Below are 18,249 nucleotides of genomic sequence, written 5' to 3' on the forward strand. Positions count from 1 at the left end.
TTGATGCTGATATCGATATTCGGCTGCTAGTTGGTCCGGAAATCCTAGCTGGCTCTACTCGCCTCAAAGCCGGTACTGTCACTAAAATGGCCTTGAATATCCTTTCCACTGGAGCCATGGTAAAGCTACTCCCTATTCCCTACTCCCTACTCCCGACTCCCTTACGATTCAATCAACCCCTAAAAGACTGACCAGTAAAGCTTTTTGGGCATGTAAACGGTTTTCGGCCTGGTCCCAAACACGCGATCGCGAGCCTTCGATTACCTCGTCTGTAATTTCTTCCCCCCGGTGAGCGGGTAAACAGTGGAGTACAATTACTGATGGGTCGGCATGGTCTAACAACTGTTGATTAACTTGATAAGGCTGAAAAATTGGAATTCGCTCCTCAGCTGAGGCTTCTTGACCCATACTTGCCCAAACATCAGTATAAATTATGTGAGCTTCCTTGGCAGCAGCTACTGGGTCATCGGTAACCATTACTTCTGTGCGGCTAGCTGCGGTTTTCAGGGCAAGCTCACAAATAGCACTATCAGGTTGATAAGCTGGTGGTGTGGCGACTCTGACATTCATTCCCATTAGAGCGCAGCCCAACATTAGTGAATGAGCGACATTATTACCGTCGCCAACATAAGTCAATGTCAAACCAGCTAGTGTTCCAAAGCATTCCTGAATCGTTAACAAATCGGCTAAAGTCTGACAGGGATGCTCCCAATCGGTCAAAGCATTAATAATTGGAATCTGGGCATATTCCGCAAAGGTTTCCAACTGTTTTTGTTCAAAGGTACGAATTGCTAGAATATCCAAGTAGCGGTCTAACACTCGCGCTGTATCTACTACCGGTTCTCCACGACCAACTTGGGTGACATTGGGATTTAAGTCAATCACCTGACCGCCTATTTGGTACATAGCTACGGAAAAACTGACCCGTGTTCGTGTGGAAGCCTTATAAAACAATAATCCCAAAACCTTATTGCACCTAGGATTCCACTGAGCGTTTTTTAACTTAGTGGCTTTATCCAATAGTTCCTGAATGTCACTAGCACTGAGGTCTGTTAAACCTAAAAAATCGCGTCCTTTTAACGTATTCATGTTCTATATTCAATGAGTAAAATAGTTTACCCTAGCCACAGTGCTACACACAATTGCCCATCAAACAAAGTGTACTATTTTACTGGAATGAGCACCTTATAGCTCCCCAGTTTTTGTTAAGATGCACCCTCTTAAGACGCTATCCTATTTATCTTAAATTATCATAGCTAGTCTCCCAAAAAAGACTAAAAAACTAGTTAGTCTTTTCTAGGAAAACAACCTTGAATCTTGGCTAGAGTTATTCACTCTACCACAAAATTTCGCAAGAACATAATCCTAGTCTATTTAATCTACCCCTAAATGTCATCAAAAATTGACAAATCGTTATTAAATAATACAGCAGCACTAGGGAGTAGGGAGTCGGAACCCACCCCTAACCCCTCCCAGGAGGGGAACGGGAGTCGGAACCCACCCCTAACCCCTCCCAGGAGGGGAACGGGAGTCGGGAGCGGTGCGACCCGTGGCGAATTTAATTACGGGTCAAGCGCAAGCCCTGGGAGTAGGGAGTCGGGAGTAGCGCTATAGTATATACATTTGAGATGTGAACAAATAATGAAATGCTTTAGGGAAAATAAAACTTCCAATCACTAACATTAGTAAGGAATACAGCGTTTTTTGTATTAGAACAAATTACAATCTAGTTTTACAAATCATTTGGAAACGCTATATGTTCAGATTAGCAAAAGGTAAACCACAAACTAGACTAAAATGGCTGCTGCTGAATCTAGGATTGTTGCTCACCCCAGTGATGATTTCTCCACCAGTTGAGGCAGCAGAGAAAATCTATATTTCCTATGGTCCAATTGAGTTTTCTCTACCGATCGCAGCTCTAGAAGTTTATGCGACAGTGGGCAAAGTTGAGCCATCCTTAGCCTTCTATGCGGGGTATGTAAAGCCAGAAGAATTCAAACAACTGCGGCAGGTCTTAATTACTCCCATTGATGTCACACCAGTAGCGATCGCTCAATTCCTCTACTCACCTCAAGGAGAAATAATTCTACAACGGGTAGGTGAAGTCATACAAACCAAAGCTCGTCAACCCGGTTTCTATGCCATTCGAGCTGCTTTAATCAAAGCCGCTTTTAAGCCAGAAGGGTTGACGATTTTGAATGTGTTGCGGGAATTTCCGACTTACGGGATTCGGATTAACTCACAACGGGGTTTTGAAATTATTGATGACTTATCGAAGCTGATTCAGCAAACCCAGATCGCCATTGCAGCAGTGGAACAGGCATCGGATCAGGAAGCGGCAGCCCAGACAGAGCGAGGTTTATCCGATTTCTCCCTAGACTTACGGCAACCCGGTTCAGTAAGCTATGACAAGCAAACCATTCCCTCCGATGACCTGGGCCCTCGGCGAGAGTTTCCCGTTGACTTGTATATGCCAGATTCCCCAAGGGAAGGGTTAGCACCAGTGATTGTTATTTCCCACGGACTGGGTTCAGAACGGAAGACATTTGAGTACTTAGCCCGTCACCTGGCATCCCATGGATTTGCTGTGGCTGTACCGGAACATCCAGGCAGTAATGCGGATCAAATACAGGCTTTGTTAACTGGTCTTGCCAAAGAGGCAGCTCCACCATCAGAATTTATTAACCGCCCTCTGGATATTAAGTTTTTACTCGATAAACTAGAAAGTTCCTTTAAAGGGCAGTTAAATTTGCAACAGGTGGGAGTATTGGGTCAGTCCTTTGGGGGTTACACATCCTTAGCTCTTGCTGGAGCCGAGATCAATTTTGAGCAATTGCAACAGGATTGCGCTCCCTTAAATCAGGATACCTTGAATATATCCCTACTACTTCAGTGTCGTGCCTTTGACTTACCACCACAGGACTATCAGTTATCGGATCAACGGATTAAAGGTGCGATCGCAATTAATCCAATTACTAGCACAGTCTTAGGAAAATCCCAACTTAGCCCAATTCAAGTGCCCCTGATGGTAGTCGCTGGTAGTGATGATACCATAGCGCCAGCGTTACCAGAACAGATTCAACCCTTTACTTGGCTGACAACTCTACAGAAGTATCTAGTATTGCTTAGGAGAGGAACCCACTTTTCCACCCTCGCCCCATCACCCGATGATGTCCCCTTACCTGAGGCAGTGCTTGGTCCTGACCCAACTATTGCTCAGGAGTATATGAAAGCATTGAGTTTAGCATTTTTTCAAACCTATATTGCTGGTAAATCAGAGTACCAAGCTTATCTGAGTGCTGCCTATGCTCAATCCCTTAGTCAAGAGCTGATGCCCTTGAGTTTGGTGACAATTCTTGAGCCTTTGGTACGGTAAAAAGCAGGGTTGTGAGGTAAGAAGTCAGAATTCAGAATTCAGAATTCAGAAGTCAGAAGTCAGAAGTCATAAGTCATAAGTCATAAGTCAAAATATTGCTCGTTCTAGCTGTTGAACTTGTTTTGCCTGTTCTGATTCTGCCGGAGCCTCTTTCAATGACGTAATTTCTGTAGTTAGCTCCTTGAGCTGGGTATAAAAGAAATATCCTGTGCAAGCTCCTGCTCCTGCTACCATCAAGATTAAGATCATCCAAATAGCGGTGAAACGACCCATTTTTTTCTGTAGCTCTTTTGTTTCTTGCTCCTGTTTCTTCTTATCGGACATGGCAGTCATTTTAAATTCCACCAATGCTTCGGCGACTTCTTCGATATGTTGCTCTTGGAGATTAGCAAGAGGATTGACTGGGGTCACAACAGGAAGGGCTGTGTTGGTAAGAGGTTTGTTGTCTATAGCAAAATTATTGATCGTGCTTGTTTTACTTAGATGATTGTTGTTAGTCATGGCCTTGATTTGAAACTGTTGAGTGTTGAGTGTTTATAGCAAAGAGAACAGTGAGTAGGGAGTAGGGAGTAGGGAGTAGGAAAATTATGATCAAAAATGGGCACAATTAATTTAGTAATACTCTAGTATTTATTAGAGCAATTATATATGCCATGAGGTACCAAGAGATACCCCTAAATCCCCCTTATCAAGGGGGACTTTGAGGTTGAGAAGCGTACCTCATAAATCCTATAAACGCTATATTTAGTTTTAATGGTAGACCTCTTGCAAAAGTATTTTTCTGATAGTGTTTGCGTCAATTCTTCTCCACTGTTCCCTGTTCCCTGTTCCCTGTTCCCGACTTCTGCAAGAAGTCTGGTGAATAATTAATCAAAAAATCACCGGTTTTGTTGAGTGGTTTTCCAGGAATTTACTGGTGCGAATTGCTGCTGCAACTGCTTGTAAGTCATAGCACCAAGGGGACTGATGGCAGCAATACTACCTCCTAGGATCACAATACTTAAAACCAGCCAGATTTGGAGCCGTTTCACTGAGGCTTCTAGGAACTCCACCTCCTGTTGCAACCCATTAATAACTCTTATTGCTCTGAGGTCAGACCATATACTGTCTTCTTGAAGAAATTCACAATCGCTATTGTTGTCAGTGGTGATCATTATTTGAGTACTTCTTAAATAAACGTTTCTTGCCACCTTCTGAGATATTACTAAGTAAGCATTCAGCCGTTGGCCGTAGGCCAAGGGCTGATCGCTGAGGGCTGATCGCTGAGGGCTGATCGCTGAATACTGATATTACTGATCAGCGACCATTAACACAGAGATTATGTTCTGCAGAGAGCTCTGTTTTTCTTTTCTCTCGGATGCAGCGGTTTCTGCTGGTGTTTGGGGTGCAGTTGCTTCTGGTGAACTCGGAGTCGGTTTAGACTGAGAGTTCTCATTACCATCAGTAGCTAGAGACAACCAAGATGCGATCGCTAAAATACTTAGCACCATTGCAAATTGTCTAGTTACCAGTATTGCAACTTGTCTCATGGTATTTTTCTCCTTGAGTTGTATAGATCAGTTAGTGCTTAAGAGCTGTTTTGGCAGATTCTGGCTCAGAACTAGCTTTGAGTGTCTTGTCTTTCTGAGCAGCTTCTGTAGTAGTAGCGGAGTCAGCACTCGGCAACTTTGTCTTTACTTGAACTAGTTTTTCCTTAGCCTGGTCAGTCAGCTGTTTAGTGGTCTGTTGTGCTTGACCAGCGACCTCAGAGAGCTTTTCTTGGGTATTCTCCGCTACTTTTTTAGTAGTTTCTTGCACTTGAGCGGTGACATCAGAAAGCTTCTCTTGAACATTACCAGTCACCTGTTTAGTGGTCTGTTGCACTTGAGCAGCAATCTCAAAAAACTTCTCTTGGGCATTGCCCGCTACTTTTTTATTGGTCGGTTGTACTTGACCAGCAACATCAGAGAGTTTCTGTTGAGCATTACCAGTTAACTGTTTAGTGGTCTGTTGTGCTTGACCAGCGACCTCAGAGAGCTTCTGTTGAGCATTACCAGTTAACTGTTTAGTGGTCTGTTGTGCTTGACCAGCAACCTCAGAAAACTTATTTTGGCTATTCTCCGCTACTTTTTTAGTAGTTTCTTGCACTTGACCAGCAACATCAGAGAGCTTCTGTTGAGCATTATCAGTCACCTGTTTAGTGGTCTGTTGCACTTGACCAGCAACCTCAGAAAACTTATTTTGGGTATTCTCCCCTACTTTTTTAGCATTTTCTTGCACTTGAGTGGTGACATCAGAAAACTTCTCTTGAACATTACCAGTCACCTGTTTAGTGGTCTGTTGCACTTGACCAGCAACCTCAGAGAACTTATTTTGGGTATTCTCCGCTACTGTTTTAGCATTTTCTTGCACTTGAGTCGCTAACCCCTGAGCCCCTTCCATCAGCGCCGCCATATCTTCCTTAGTTTTGGCGTAGTCATCTTTCAAGGATTCAGCCGCCTGAGCAACTTTTTGGTTGATGCCATCGGTATACTGCTCAGCGTTTTGCACCATCGCCTCTATGGCCATCACTCGTTTACCGCCCACACTGGCGATGGCGACAGGGGGAAGTCGGTAGGTGCCATCAGTGACACCACGCCAGCCCTTGGAGCCAAAGATATACTCAACTACCGTCCCGGTGTTGGGGTCAAATCGATAGTCCACCAAAGTACCTGCCTGATTCCCTCCGTCCGTCCACAACTGATGTCCCACAATCGATTCCACTGATGGGGGTTTTTTCGCTGCGGTTTCCGAGTCAAGGTAAACTAGAATGCTGTCGGAGCCAATCGCCTCAATTTCTGCCCAAGTAAATGACCGTTTTTTGCGACCCAGCAGTCCTGACTTGCAAACCAAACCCAAAACTTTATGAGCCATTGGGTCGAGCCACAGCTCAGCTACCCGACCAATTTCTTCAGTGTTTTGGCGATTCAGTACTATCCGGTTGATTACATCACTGTGCTTAATGGCAGTTTCTGATTGTGTGTTCATCAACGTTCTCCTTAGTTTTAAATCAGAGTTTTTAGAGCAAATCTGGTAGCATCGGAGTTGTTAACAACTGGCATTTGCCGACCTTGACTCTCTCCATCTCCTCCCCTTTTTAGTCATGACATTAGGCATCAGCTGGTTGTTTACGCCGAAACAGAGTATTTACTTAGACATTCGGCTCCTTTGATTAAGCTCTGATGAAAGATTAATCAAACTTTGTGAACAAACTGTGAGTATGCTAGGGGCGCACTCGCGCTAAAAAAGCTTTTGAATGACTGATATCAGCAGAAAATTGTCAACTGCTTGACCAGATTTGTAAACTATTGGTTTTGTGAAAATTCCTAACTCAAGGTGTCAGCATTCAGCCGTCAGCTTATTTTATTCAAAAGCTGTTCGGTGTCAGGATAGGCTGAGCCAGCGGTAAACTTTTCAGGACTTACGCATAAAGGCGTTTCTCGTACTTATCAGGTACACTCAATTTTATTCCCCCTACTCCCTACTCCCGACTCCCGACTCCCGACTCCCGTTCCCCTCCTGGGAGGGGTTAGGGGTGGGTTCCGACTCGCTGCTCCCTTGCACTTGCTCCCCCAGCCACTTAGTAATTAGTTCTGGACAATTCTTCTTAAACCAGCGCAGAGCAACAACTCTGAAGGCTGGTTTGGACATACGGGCAATTGATTTCATCATCCAGTTGAGGGAGCGAGACTGAAACTTTTTGTTGATCAGGTTTACTGAGCCCACATCGTAGAGGCAATCGAGGATGAGCTTCACGGTAGCCTCTTCCCTTTCTACTAAATGTTCCAGCAGCAGCAGGACATCATGCATACGCTCCTTTTGCATGCGCTCTTCTTCCAAGATTTTCGGCACCTCGACCAATGGTTCGGAAGATGTCATCATAGTCGTAGTATCTATACTTGACTGTTCCAGGCTTGGATTCATTCCTGACACCCTAATCAATAATTTACCTATGTTCTAGTAACAATAACCTAGTATTCCGTCAAAATTGAATGACAATTTAATACTTTATGCGATCGCGAACAGCTCCACTGCGAGGTGTACCTTTTTTATCATTTGCAGCACTTTTTTCCAAAAATTCAATAATCTTCCCCGCCACATCTACTTCAGTCGCCTTTTCAATTCCTTCTAGTCCTGGTGAAGAATTTACTTCCAACACTACCGGACCATGATTGGAGCGTACCATGTCTACCCCAGCTATGCGTAATCCCATGGCTTTAGCAGCACGAATTGCTGTGCTACGCTCTTCAGGGGTTAACTTGATTTTTTCTGCTGTTCCCCCTCGGTGTAGGTTCGAGCGAAATTCCCCTTCTGCTCCCTGTCGCTTCATTGATGCTACTATTTTACTATCAATCACAAGGCAACGAATATCCATACCCCCTGCTTCTTTGATAAATTCTTGGACTAAAATATTGGCTTCTAAACCGCGAAAGGCTTCAATGACGGACGTAGCAGCTTGATGGGTTTCTGCCAGTACCACCCCAATGCCTTGGGTACCCTCCAATAGTTTAATCACCAAAGGAGCACCACCTACCATCTCGATTAAACCGTCAATATCTTGGGTGGAATGGGCAAAGCCAGTTACGGGCAAACCAATACCTTCACGAGAAAGGATCTGAAGAGAGCGTAGCTTATCACGAGAGCGGGAAATTGCCTGAGTTGGATTAGCACTAAAAACACCCATCACTTCAAACTGCCGTACAACGGCGGTGCCATAGAAGGTCTTTGATGCCCCGATCCGGGGAATAATGGCATCAAAGTTTTCTAAGGGTTTGCCCTGATACATTACCATTGGCTTGTGAGCTGTAATATTCATATAACAGCGCATATAGTCAATCACCCGCATTTCATGACCCAGCTTTTCCCCAGCATCCTTCAAGCGTCGGGTAGAATATAAGCCAGCATCTAGGGATAAGATAGCAATTTTCATCCTTGATTACTCCTATCATTGCTCTGGTGACTCGTAGTTGAACTTTGTACAAAGGAATGACCTGAGTCTACCAAAAAGCGCCTCTGAACAGCTTGACGCCCCAGCAACATCCGGAAACCCATGGCATCTCGATTGGTTAAGGTAAGTTCAATCGGCCACTGCTTGCTACCTAGTTTTACAGTAGTCTGGATAACCGGTCGCAACTGAGTTTGTCCATTGGAACTGCGTACCTTTCGCTGGTCTAACAGTTTGGCTTCTGCGATTACAGTTTGATGGCTGTCCCGCTGATAGGGATGCACTTTGAAGCGAACCCACTTGAGCCCATCATGGTCGAAGGTTTTGATATCAAAGGCATGTAAGGCGGATGAACGTGCGCCAGTGTCAATTTTCGCCTTGACCTGTATAATACCAAGTTCAGGCAACGTCAACCATTCTCGCCAGCCAATGATTGGCAAGTGTTCGGAGTGCTTCATTTAGGGTAAATTAGTATGCTATGGCGCAGGGAATCGGGAATCGGGAATCGGGAATCGGGAATCGGGAATCGGGAATCAGAACAGTGTGGGGAGAGGGGCGGGGGCGCGTTCCTATAACTATCGTTCTCTTGATAATGAATATAACAAAAATTAGCCTTAGGGGCGCATCCCGTGCGCCCCTAAGGTGTGTGAGTAATTGATTGTATGCGACAGCAAGTCAGAAGTGCGATTGGCCTACGGCCACGCTACGCGAACGCATAATTTGATTGAGGGTTGACTGTTGACAGTCAACCCTCAACAGTCAACCCTCAACAAAGGTCACTTTAGGCATGGCTTTCCCAGCTCAAATCTATCGACTCAGAGATTACTGGTCGCTCGTAACCGTTTTCATTGATCATCCACATCCCTGTCTTGCCATCAACAGTATTGCTCCAGAAAATGTCATCGTAATTATTGTCGTCAAAATCCATAACTCCTTGAAATTTCCAGGTGTTGTCGAAGGGTGCATTATTCACCAACACTGACTCTATGTAATCTGTACCTGCCATCCGCCAGTAGGAAACATTTTGGTTTTCAGTATTAAGCCAGAGAATATCCCCGTCATCATCTCCATCAAAGTCTCCGGCACCAAGCATCTTCCATTTACTGTCGGCTGATTCTGATTTGATTAGTACTCCCTGAGTTAGCTCAGTGCCATTCATCAGCCAAACTGCATTTTCGCCAGTGGAGTGATTACGCCACAGCAGATCGGTTTGCTGATCACCGTTGAAATCTGCTGTGCCATGGATTTGCCAGTTAAGGTCTGAGACTGGGACGATGGATACTGCTTCTTGGAACTGGGAACCCTTCATTAACCAGATACCAATGTCTCCAGTAACGGTATTGCGCCAAACCATATCTTTGTGGCTATCACCGTTAAAGTCTCCAGCAGCACGAATCTCCCAGCCACTGTTAACTGATTCCATTTGAATCGTCACTGCCTGATCTAGGTCAGTACCCATGACCCCATGCATCCGCCAAGCTCCCATGGCACCAGTCTCAGAATTATGCCAGAACAGATCCACTTCAGCAGAGGTAAATTCAATGGCGTCAATTCGCCCTAACTCGAAGGTCTCATTATCAAGACTATCTGCCTCTACAACAATTTCGATGCGATCGCCTGGGGCAAGTTGTACATCCTTAAAGATAGGATTTGGATTAGGATCACCATTGCTGAGAGAGTCAGTGAAACCGACATAGTTAAGGGAGTTGGGTCCATCTCCACCAAGGTTTTTCTCCAAAGTATAGGTGTCAATTTCAATACCGTTAACCTGTAGTTTTAGTTTGGCTTTTCCATCCACTTCATCAAAGTGAGCGATACCGATATGGTATTTGCCAGCAACACCATCACTTTCTGTCCAGTCAATTCTGATTATGCCGTTGCTTTCAATGTCTTCGATTCTGACTGCTTTAGAGCCTGAAGCAATATCATTATCAAAAACCTCGTAATTTTCCAGGGTAACGCGAATTGAGTTTTCTGCTTCGATTTTCATGGTTGTTTTCCTGTTTTAGATGAAGCGCGTTTTGTTAATTGGTAACTGTTGACAGTAAACTGTCAGCGGTCAGCCGTCAGCGGTCAGCCGTCAGCGGTCAGCTTCAAATAAAATAGAAAGTCTGGGGAAAACCCCCATTTCACGTAGCCCATAGGCTGATAGCTGATAGCACCTCAAGTAGCACCATCTGTAGCGCATTAGCTGATAGCTGATAGCTTACATTAACAGCTAATTAACTAGTAGTTTGCTGAAAATCCCTTTGGCATAACTGTTAGGAATTGCTCTAATAATTCCCAAACTATTGAGCAAAACTATTGGTAGAATGCAGTTTTTGGTTTAAATGCAGCCTGGTTTTGTCTTGTGTCGATTGCACAAGTGTCTCTTTTACGTGGATGGTAGAGATTGCACACTAGATTATTTTATACCATGACAGATTTTTGAGCTGTTTTGAAATTAGGTCACTTTGACAAGTGGCACAGTTAAATGCTATTATCGAAATTAGCTGCTATAATATTTCGGGTTTTAATTGGGTGAGGTATAGGAAAGGGAATAGGGAACAGGGAATAGGGAACAGGGAATAGGGAATAGGGAATAGGAAACAAAAATTATCACAATTCCTACACGGATTCCTCTTTAACCATCAAAAATAAATTATTTGAATTATTTATAATAGTTTATTTACGATATTTATTTAAATAAGTATGAAGCTTTATTTAAGCTAATTTATGATTGCTATAGCGAGAATATATAGGACAGGTAACCAACAAAAAAAATCACCATTGACTTAGGTTTTTTATACTACTCATATATTAAAAAATCCTGCTAAAATTGGTGACTCGCTAGTCTGATATAAAAAGCTTTTTGAAGGAAATAATTTAAAATTCAAAAATAATTAGTGCGTAGTTAGGGGCGGACTTGCCATTATTTTTCGCCTCTTAGCCAGCCTTGGGATAGTCCGCCCCGTAACGCACCACTACTAATAACCTTTAATAATAGCATTTTCTAGTCAGGGTGGGGGGAGTTTCTGGAAATTGATAAACGCGATTGACCTTGGCCAAAAGGCCACGCTACGCGAATGGTCACGCTACGGGATTGGCCGTAGGCCACGCTAAAAGCGATTGACCTTGGCCAAAAGGCCACGCTACGCGAATGGTCACGCTACGCGATCGCATCTAGCCGAATTCCCCATATTCCCGACTCCCGACTCCCGACTCCCGACTCCCGACTCCCTGCTCCCTTTACCATAGTTTACAAAACTTTACAAATTTCCTCACTAAAATATCCGGGTTGACAAAATAAATTGTGCAAAGCTTACTAGACTCAAGTGCTGTCTATAGCGTTTCTCCATCAGATGTAAACCGAGGAGGTCTTTTTTTATTGTCGAATAAAACTCCGGATCTCTTTCCCCTCTAGCATGCATGCCTCTTACCTCTTGCCTTTTAAAGCAAGAGGTGTGTTTACAACCTAGATAAAAACGCTATATGCCTGACCCCTCTACTCTCCTACTACTAGCCTACAGCCACTGCAAAAATGCCACTGCTAGTCTTGACTACAGTGACAGCATTATCTGCACGCCCACTCAAGAGCCCAACCAATCCCCTCGGCTGGGGAAACCCTCCAAGAGCATCACTGCTCCAGAAGCGATCGCAATTGCTCAAAACTCTCGATTCAGTAATCTCAAAACAGTCCAGGGACGGTCTTTACCAGGAATAAATGTCCCCCCAACACTGCGTTTGGGGAGTAAAGGGGAAGTTGTCACTAGACTACAAACTATACTGCAACAGTTAGGAAACTACCAACAGCCAGTGGATGGTGTATACGGTTCCAATACCTTTGCTGCTGTCTCTACATTCCAGCAAGCACTAGGATTGAATGCGGATGGTATTGTTGGACCAATAACCTGGATAACTCTACAACAATTGCACTCAGAATTCTTATCTGCTACCCAAGAGAGGGAGTTGATCGAGATTTCCCCAAATCAGCCACAAACTAGAGGGGAAGGTCAGGATACTATCATTAATAATTTTATTTCAACACCAGAGTCTGCCTTAGCAAATCAATCGGTTACTTCAACCCCCTTGAACGCCCTCTCCAATAAACCACTATACCGATGGTTGTTTGGCTGGGCAGTGGTATCTCTTGGAGGATGGGGAGTAATTGCGCTACAGATAAACTATCAACGGCTGCCGATTCGGCTGAGGATAGGAAAATCCTCTACAAAAACAGGGCAACCTGAGAATATTGTGCCCAGAGAAGATATAGAAGATAGCGAATCAAGCATCTATTCCATGGATGATTTGCTAACTACCATCAGTGAGAGCGAGATAGACCAATCTTCAACCCCTGAAACGGTCTCTGAAACGGTTGCTATTGAGGAAACTGTAGACCAAAACAATCAAGACTTAAGCTTAGAGAAGTATGGTCTACTTCTGTTCACCAGCCCAGTGGCAACAAGCCCTAATGTTTTACCGATACAATTTGAAGATAGTAATGAAAATAAAGCTAAGCTAAACTTAGCTAAATCCTCTACTTTGTTCTTGCCCTTAGATCAGATTAAATTTCAACAATCCCCACCATCGAGCGGTGAAGATAATCTATCTTTATCAGCTGTTTTGGAATCTTCTGAGGAAGGTCTCTACAGTTTTACCCACCCTTCTATATCCTCCGTTATTCAAGAATTGACCAACAGTGAGTTAGTGGAAGTCGAGGCAGCTAAGGGTGGGATTAAACCTCTCAATAACTTCTTTACTGACCTGTATCGCCTTGCTCAAAACGCTAGCTTACCTGACCAAAACCATCACCAAGATACCAGCACAACTCAGGAAAACGTTCCCCAAAGATCCCAAAACTCTGACCAAGCTGATCAACGTATCCCTGATCAGATCAAACCAGGAACTGTAGTTGGTATCCTATCCCCGACTAATCCAAAAACAGGAGAACGGTATACCTACTCATTAATTGATGATGCTGGCGGGCGGTTTATGTTGAAGGAGAATAAACTGGCTCTTACCGAGCAAAGCTTGATTAATTTCAAAACAGACACCAGCCATACCGTGATTGTCCGTCGCACGGATTCCAAAGGTATCTATGTTGATAAATCCTTTACTCTGCGTTTGAAGGCTGAGAACGAGTCAGCACCTCCTCAGCCCCCGGTTGACAATCAGAAGAAGGTATCCACTGAAACGCGATCGCTTACCAGTGTCAGCAGTTGATCAATTCATGATTTACCCAGTAACAGGTAACCCACAACTGATGGCACTAGGAGCAAAGATTGACCTTGGCCTTTGGGCCACGCTACGGGATTTTCCTTTGGAACCGCTTCGCGAACGCAAACCTATCAAGACGGAATAGTTTTGATAGGGATCTGTCTAGGAATTGTGATAATTTTTGATGCCATATTCCCTACTCCCGATTCCCGATTCCCTACTCCCTACTCCCTACTCCCTACTCCCTTTGCTATACATAGGTTTAGCTTAGCCGGATGCTACAAGTGGAACACCAGCTATTTTTCTTCGGGTCTTCCCAAGGTAAGCTAGAATTATTAAGAAATCTTTAGAAAAAATTGTAACTGCTGCTACCTATTTCCAGGCGCTGGTATGACTCTCCCAATTCGCAACGTTGCTATTATTGCTCACGTCGATCACGGCAAAACTACCTTAGTTGACGCTCTACTCAAACAATCCGGTATCTTCCGCGAAGGGGAAGACGTTCCAGACTGCGTCATGGACTCCAACGATTTAGAGCGGGAGCGGGGTATTACTATTCTTTCTAAGAATACCGCCGTTCGGTACAAAGACATCCTAATTAATATTGTTGATACTCCCGGTCACGCTGACTTTGGTGGAGAAGTAGAGCGGGTATTGGGTATGGTGGATGGCTGCATCCTAATTGTGGATGCTAATGAAGGACCAATGCCTCAAACCCGATTTGTCCTGAAAAAAGCTCTGGAAAAAGGACTCCGCCCGATTGTAGTGGTCAATAAAATTGACCGACCCCAAGCGGACCCTTATGGTGCCATCGACAAAGTGCTGGATCTGTTCCTAGAATTAGGAGCAGACGATGACCAGTGTGAGTTTCCCTACCTATTTGCCTCCGGTCTACAAGGCTACGCCAAAGAAGATTTGGACGCAGAAGCGGTAGATATGCAACCACTGTTTGAAGCGATTTTGCATCATGTCCCGCCACCAGTAGGAGACCCTGCCAAGCCGCTACAACTACAAGTCACCACCTTGGACTATTCCGAGTACCTAGGTCGCATTGTGATTGGCAGAATTCACAACGGAACCATTAAGGCCAGTCAACAAGCTGCTTTAGTTAAGGATACTGGGGACATAGTTCAGGCAAAAGTTACCAAGTTGATGGGATTTGAAGGACTCAAGCGAGTTGACCTAAAAGAAGCATCAGCTGGTTATATCGTGGCGGTAGCTGGGTTTGCTGATGCCAATATTGGTGAAACCATTACTTGTCCCAATGAACCCCAAGCCTTACCCCTAATTAAGGTAGATGAGCCTACCTTGCAAATGACCTTCTGCGTGAATGATTCCCCCTTTGCGGGTAAGGAAGGGGACTTTGTAACTTCGCGACAATTACGCGATCGCTTATTCCGGGAATTAGAAACAAACGTAGCACTACGGGTAGAACCCACTGACTCCCCCGATAAATTCCTAGTATCTGGTCGTGGAGAGCTACACCTGGGTATTCTGATCGAAACCATGCGTCGCCAAGGATATGAGTTCCAAGTTTCCCAACCCCAAGTCATCTACCGGGAAGTCAATGGTCAACCTTGCGAACCCTTTGAATATCTAGTGCTAGATGTACCAGAAGAAGCCGTGGGTAGCTGTATCGAGCGTTTAGGACAGCGCAAAGGGGAAATGCAAGATATGCAAGTGGGTGCCAATGGTCGCACCCAAATCGATTTTGTGATTCCTGCCCGTGGCTTAGTTGGTTTCCGGGGGGACTTCCTTCGCTTGACCAAAGGTGAAGGGATCATGAATCATAGCTTCCTAGAATATCGTCCCATGACTGGGGAATTAGAAACTCGCCGCAATGGAGTAATTGTAGCCTTTGAAGAAGGGATGGCTACCTTCTATGCCCTGAAAAATGGAGAAGACCGTGGTGTATTCTTTATTAAACCAGGCACCAAGGTTTACAAAAACATGATTATTGGGGAACACAATCGTCCTCAGGATTTAGATCTAAATGTCTGTAAAACTAAGCAGTTAACTAACCATCGTTCCGCCACTGGGGATGAATTAGTGCAGTTACAAGCCCCAATGGAGATGAGTTTGGAACGGGCTTTGGAGTATATTGGACCCGATGAACTGGTGGAGATTACACCTCAGTCAGTTCGTTTGCGGAAGCTGTCTAAGAAGAAGTTGGCGAAGCAAGGTAAAAGGTAAGAATTGAGAATGTAGAATTGAGAATTGAGAATTGAGAATTGGGAATGTAGAATGTAGAATGTAGAATGTAGAATTGAGAATTGAGAATTGAGAATTGGGAATTGAGAATTGGGAATTGGGAATTGAGAATTGAGAATTCACCATTCTGGATTCACCATTCTGGTCTGGATTTTTAATTTTGGATTTTGGATTCACCATTCACCATTATGCATTCTTAATTCTTAATTCACCATTATGCATTCTAAATTCTTAATTCTAAATTCTAAATTCTTAATTCTAAATTCTTAATTCTAAATTCTTAATTCTAAATTCTTAATTCTTAATTCTAAATTCTGACAGACAACCTCCTAACCTTCATTCATCCAATCACGAGCCGAGGCGGAAGCATCTATACCACCAGTGCGCATCTGGCGTATCAAAGCCTGGGGATCAGGAGACACTTTAAGGGCTTCGGTGGGTGTGATTTTTTCATCAATTAGGTAGTTGTAGAGAGCCTGATTCATAACTTGCATTCCTTCAATGGTTTCAGTTTCCATCAGTCGGAACACATCCCCATCTTCTCCCTTAAGCAGGTAATCCTGTACAGTTGGGGTATTGATTAAAATGTCATGAACCGCAATCCGACCCTTATCGATGGTTGGTACTAAGAGTTGGGCAATAACTGCCAACAGGGACTCAGCAATCTGGATGCGGATCGCTGACTGTTCATCAGGATTGTAGAGATTCAACAGACGGTTAATACTGCTGATGGCATTGCGAGTGTGTAGAGTACCCAAGACCAGATGACCGGTTTGGGCAGCTTGCAGGGCAGTATCAACTGTGATGCGATCGCGCATTTCCCCAATTAGAATTATATCGGGATCCTCCCGTAACACAGACCGCAGAGCGTGGTGAAACTCATGGGTGTGTAATCCCACTTCTCGCTGACTAATCAGGCACTTTCGGGAGCGGTGGACATATTCAACCGGGTCTTCAATGGTAACAATATGTTTGTACTCTGTTTCATTGAGATGGCGAATCATCGCCGCAAGAGTCGTTGATTTACCTGATCCTGTCGGACCGGTAACTAAAATAATTCCCTGACCCTTGCTAACTATTTTTTTTAAAACTTGCGGTAGAGTTAAATCATCGATTGAAGGAACATCAAGGCTGATTAATCGCAGCACAATGGCTCCGCCGTTTAGGGAGTCAAAACAATTCACCCGACAGCGCACTAAGCCAGGGTAAAAAATAGCAGTATCCAGTTCTTTGGCTTCAGCAAACTGCTTCCTCTGAGCCGGAGTGAGAATCTCATTGAGGTATGCCTCAAAGACTTCCACTGTGACCTTGGTATGACGTTTAGCCACATACATCTTGCCCCGAATCCTAAATCTGGGGACCTGTCCCACTCGAATATGAATGTCAGAAGCTTTGTGACTATGAGCCTCTGCGACGATTTGCTCGATAGAAGGGGGATGGCTAAGGTTCGAGTTAAGTTCTACTACTGGTTTAAGTGGTGATGGTAAAGTTTGAGGCTCTTGATCAATTTGCACTCCTAAACCAGAATTCGTGTTCTTCATATGATGTACCTAAAGATACCCTTGCTGGACTGATCAGGTCGGGGCGTTGATGTTTGCTGATCTTCTTGTTGGCAGTGAATTTCGGTTGCTTGTGATCCAACCAAAGAACTGTCAACCCTAGAGAAATTTTACTTTATATAAAAAGTTTTCACACTAATCCAGCTAGGTTTTTGATATTGCTGTCAGACCTCACCTAGATATGATATATTTAAAGTTTATGGATTAGGATGATAGCCTTAGGTACCGGAAGTTAAGCTAAGCCCTAAGCCTCAAAATTACAATACCAGAGTACTAGTCACCAAGCTCAATAGTTTTGAGTTCCCCTTCCACGAAATAAAAAATTTCAGAACCGAAAGCGATGGTGCTCAGTTCCAAATCTTGAGGTTTGCCAGTGGCCTGATCAGTTGTCGCTTTCCATAGCCTAATCGCTGGTTGGGACTCAAACGTCTCCCGTTCCGGTGTTCCTGGCTGCAAGGGAAAATAATCACGCTGGGCAGAACCAAGTTTTCCTGGAGGCTTCATTCTCATTGAGGTGTAAATCACACCTTCAGATGGTTCACTAAGGCGTTGATATTCCCTAGTCACTGCTGGAGCTCTCCTTGCCCTTGCCCTGATTAAGTAGAAGCTGAAATTTAGGCTCAGCATTTTCTTGGCTTACTAGTAACACGGCGTAGTCTTTGAGACTATCCCTATTAAAATCAGCGGTGAAGATAGTACAGGTAAGCTGCACATTTATATCTTCTTGATCAAAGGAGCGAATTGACTTCACAAAGTCAGAACCTTGAGCAAGTCGATATTCCCCAATGTTTTTTTGGAGTTGTTTTGGCAGTTCTCCGTAACATTGAAAGTCTGGTAGCTCAACTGATGGCTCAGCTTTAGAGTTACAGGCTACCAGTAGTAGTATTGGCACCGAAAATAGGAAAATTTTTATGAGCATTATTTTCGGCTAATTTTTAGTAATT

Annotated in this window: 18 protein-coding genes and 1 pseudogene; 7 read left to right on the forward strand and 12 right to left on the reverse strand. The window is 44.2% G+C overall.

Annotated elements, in window-relative coordinates:
- Positions 1-191: pseudogene (locus F6J94_RS05920) on the forward strand (hypothetical protein); the annotation flags it as partial.
- Here the strand turns inward: F6J94_RS05920 and argF are convergent.
- Positions 169-1,089: an ornithine carbamoyltransferase gene (gene argF, locus F6J94_RS05925; RefSeq protein WP_293038010.1), complete on the reverse strand. Its 921-nt coding sequence runs from the start codon at positions 1,087-1,089 to the stop codon at positions 169-171. The pseudogene F6J94_RS05920 and the gene argF overlap by 23 nt on opposite strands.
- A gap of 667 nt (positions 1,090-1,756) precedes the next feature.
- Between argF and F6J94_RS05930 the strand changes: the two genes are divergently transcribed.
- Entirely contained in the window at positions 1,757-3,376 is a 1,620-nt protein-coding gene (locus tag F6J94_RS05930; RefSeq protein ID WP_293038012.1) for an alpha/beta hydrolase, read from the forward strand.
- An 87-nt stretch (positions 3,377-3,463) separates the two neighbouring features.
- Here F6J94_RS05930 and F6J94_RS05935 read toward each other — a convergent pair whose 3' ends face one another.
- The 8 genes from F6J94_RS05935 to F6J94_RS05970 all read right to left on the reverse strand — a co-directional run bounded on the left by F6J94_RS05935 (position 3,464) and on the right by F6J94_RS05970 (position 10,329).
- A complete protein-coding gene (locus F6J94_RS05935; RefSeq protein ID WP_293038014.1) occupies positions 3,464-3,877 on the reverse strand; it encodes a hypothetical protein in 414 nt (137 codons plus the stop codon).
- Between the two features lie 377 nt (positions 3,878-4,254).
- The gene (locus F6J94_RS05940; RefSeq protein ID WP_293020810.1) at positions 4,255-4,614 is read right to left on the reverse strand and encodes a hypothetical protein; all 360 of its coding nucleotides are present in this window, start codon (positions 4,612-4,614) and stop codon (positions 4,255-4,257) included.
- 51 nt (positions 4,615-4,665) lie between these two features.
- Positions 4,666-4,905: a hypothetical protein gene (locus F6J94_RS05945; RefSeq protein WP_293038016.1), complete on the reverse strand. Its 240-nt coding sequence runs from the start codon at positions 4,903-4,905 to the stop codon at positions 4,666-4,668.
- A 31-nt stretch (positions 4,906-4,936) separates the two neighbouring features.
- Positions 4,937-6,382 carry a PRC-barrel domain-containing protein gene (locus F6J94_RS05950; protein WP_293020806.1) on the reverse strand — a complete coding sequence of 482 codons (1,446 nt, stop codon included), beginning with the start codon at positions 6,380-6,382 and terminating at the stop codon, positions 4,937-4,939.
- Positions 6,383-6,868: 486 nt separating this feature from the next.
- Positions 6,869-7,276, reverse strand: a complete 408-nt coding sequence (locus F6J94_RS05955) for a hypothetical protein (RefSeq protein WP_293038018.1) — start codon at positions 7,274-7,276, stop codon at positions 6,869-6,871.
- A 118-nt stretch (positions 7,277-7,394) separates the two neighbouring features.
- Positions 7,395-8,324, reverse strand: a complete 930-nt coding sequence (gene rimK / locus F6J94_RS05960; protein ID WP_075897556.1) for a 30S ribosomal protein S6--L-glutamate ligase — start codon at positions 8,322-8,324, stop codon at positions 7,395-7,397.
- Entirely contained in the window at positions 8,321-8,797 is a 477-nt protein-coding gene (locus tag F6J94_RS05965) for an ATP-dependent zinc protease (protein ID WP_293038021.1), read from the reverse strand. The genes rimK and F6J94_RS05965 overlap by 4 nt, the downstream gene beginning before the upstream one ends.
- A 323-nt stretch (positions 8,798-9,120) precedes the next feature.
- Positions 9,121-10,329 (reverse strand): VCBS repeat-containing protein, encoded by a 1,209-nt coding sequence (locus F6J94_RS05970; protein ID WP_293038023.1) that lies wholly within the window; start codon positions 10,327-10,329, stop codon positions 9,121-9,123.
- 1,118 nt (positions 10,330-11,447) lie between these two features.
- Here F6J94_RS05970 and F6J94_RS05975 point away from each other — a divergent pair.
- The 5 genes from F6J94_RS05975 (at position 11,448) to typA (ending at position 15,728) form a co-directional block, all read left to right on the forward strand.
- Positions 11,448-11,576: a hypothetical protein gene (locus F6J94_RS05975; protein WP_293038025.1), complete on the forward strand. Its 129-nt coding sequence runs from the start codon at positions 11,448-11,450 to the stop codon at positions 11,574-11,576.
- 234 nt (positions 11,577-11,810) lie between these two features.
- Positions 11,811-13,541: a peptidoglycan-binding domain-containing protein gene (locus F6J94_RS05980; RefSeq protein ID WP_293038027.1), complete on the forward strand. Its 1,731-nt coding sequence runs from the start codon at positions 11,811-11,813 to the stop codon at positions 13,539-13,541.
- A complete protein-coding gene (locus F6J94_RS05985) occupies positions 13,528-13,680 on the forward strand; it encodes a hypothetical protein (RefSeq protein ID WP_293038029.1) in 153 nt (50 codons plus the stop codon). The genes F6J94_RS05980 and F6J94_RS05985 overlap by 14 nt, the downstream gene beginning before the upstream one ends.
- A gap of 26 nt (positions 13,681-13,706) precedes the next feature.
- Complete coding sequence (locus tag F6J94_RS05990; RefSeq protein ID WP_158069414.1) at positions 13,707-13,865, forward strand: hypothetical protein; 159 nt, start codon at positions 13,707-13,709, stop codon at positions 13,863-13,865.
- A 60-nt stretch (positions 13,866-13,925) separates the two neighbouring features.
- The gene (typA, locus tag F6J94_RS05995; protein WP_075896790.1) at positions 13,926-15,728 is read left to right on the forward strand and encodes a translational GTPase TypA; all 1,803 of its coding nucleotides are present in this window, start codon (positions 13,926-13,928) and stop codon (positions 15,726-15,728) included.
- A 347-nt stretch (positions 15,729-16,075) separates the two neighbouring features.
- On the opposite strand, the gene F6J94_RS06000 is transcribed toward typA, so the two are convergent.
- The 3 genes from F6J94_RS06000 to F6J94_RS06010 all read right to left on the reverse strand — a co-directional run bounded on the left by F6J94_RS06000 (position 16,076) and on the right by F6J94_RS06010 (position 18,197).
- Positions 16,076-17,287 (reverse strand): type IV pilus twitching motility protein PilT, encoded by a 1,212-nt coding sequence (locus F6J94_RS06000; RefSeq protein WP_293038031.1) that lies wholly within the window; start codon positions 17,285-17,287, stop codon positions 16,076-16,078.
- 291 nt (positions 17,288-17,578) lie between these two features.
- On the reverse strand, positions 17,579-17,872 hold the full coding sequence (locus F6J94_RS06005; protein ID WP_293038033.1) for a hypothetical protein: 294 nt from the start codon (positions 17,870-17,872) through the stop codon (positions 17,579-17,581).
- Positions 17,865-18,197: a hypothetical protein gene (locus F6J94_RS06010; RefSeq protein ID WP_293038036.1), complete on the reverse strand. Its 333-nt coding sequence runs from the start codon at positions 18,195-18,197 to the stop codon at positions 17,865-17,867. Before F6J94_RS06010 ends, F6J94_RS06005 begins: the two co-directional genes overlap by 8 nt.
- Positions 18,198-18,249: the final 52 nt, after the last annotated feature.

It is taken from the genome of Moorena sp. SIO1F2, assembly GCF_010672755.1.
Lineage (GTDB): Bacteria > Cyanobacteriota > Cyanobacteriia > Cyanobacteriales > Coleofasciculaceae > Moorena.

Coding starts and splice junctions, on each gene's coding strand:
- F6J94_RS05955 (WP_293038018.1), bottom strand. CDS start 7,276: ATGATGACATCTTCCGAACCATTGGTCGAGGTGCCGAAAATCTTGGAA.
- typA (WP_075896790.1), top strand. CDS start 13,926: ATGACTCTCCCAATTCGCAACGTTGCTATTATTGCTCACGTCGATCAC.
- argF (WP_293038010.1), bottom strand. CDS start 1,089: ATGAATACGTTAAAAGGACGCGATTTTTTAGGTTTAACAGACCTCAGT.
- F6J94_RS05950 (WP_293020806.1), bottom strand. CDS start 6,382: ATGAACACACAATCAGAAACTGCCATTAAGCACAGTGATGTAATCAAC.
- F6J94_RS05930 (WP_293038012.1), top strand. CDS start 1,757: ATGTTCAGATTAGCAAAAGGTAAACCACAAACTAGACTAAAATGGCTG.
- rimK (WP_075897556.1), bottom strand. CDS start 8,324: ATGAAAATTGCTATCTTATCCCTAGATGCTGGCTTATATTCTACCCGA.
- F6J94_RS05970 (WP_293038023.1), bottom strand. CDS start 10,329: ATGAAAATCGAAGCAGAAAACTCAATTCGCGTTACCCTGGAAAATTAC.
- F6J94_RS06000 (WP_293038031.1), bottom strand. CDS start 17,287: ATGAAGAACACGAATTCTGGTTTAGGAGTGCAAATTGATCAAGAGCCT.
- F6J94_RS05980 (WP_293038027.1), top strand. CDS start 11,811: ATGCCTGACCCCTCTACTCTCCTACTACTAGCCTACAGCCACTGCAAA.
- F6J94_RS05965 (WP_293038021.1), bottom strand. CDS start 8,797: ATGAAGCACTCCGAACACTTGCCAATCATTGGCTGGCGAGAATGGTTG.
- F6J94_RS05945 (WP_293038016.1), bottom strand. CDS start 4,905: ATGAGACAAGTTGCAATACTGGTAACTAGACAATTTGCAATGGTGCTA.
- F6J94_RS05935 (WP_293038014.1), bottom strand. CDS start 3,877: ATGACTAACAACAATCATCTAAGTAAAACAAGCACGATCAATAATTTT.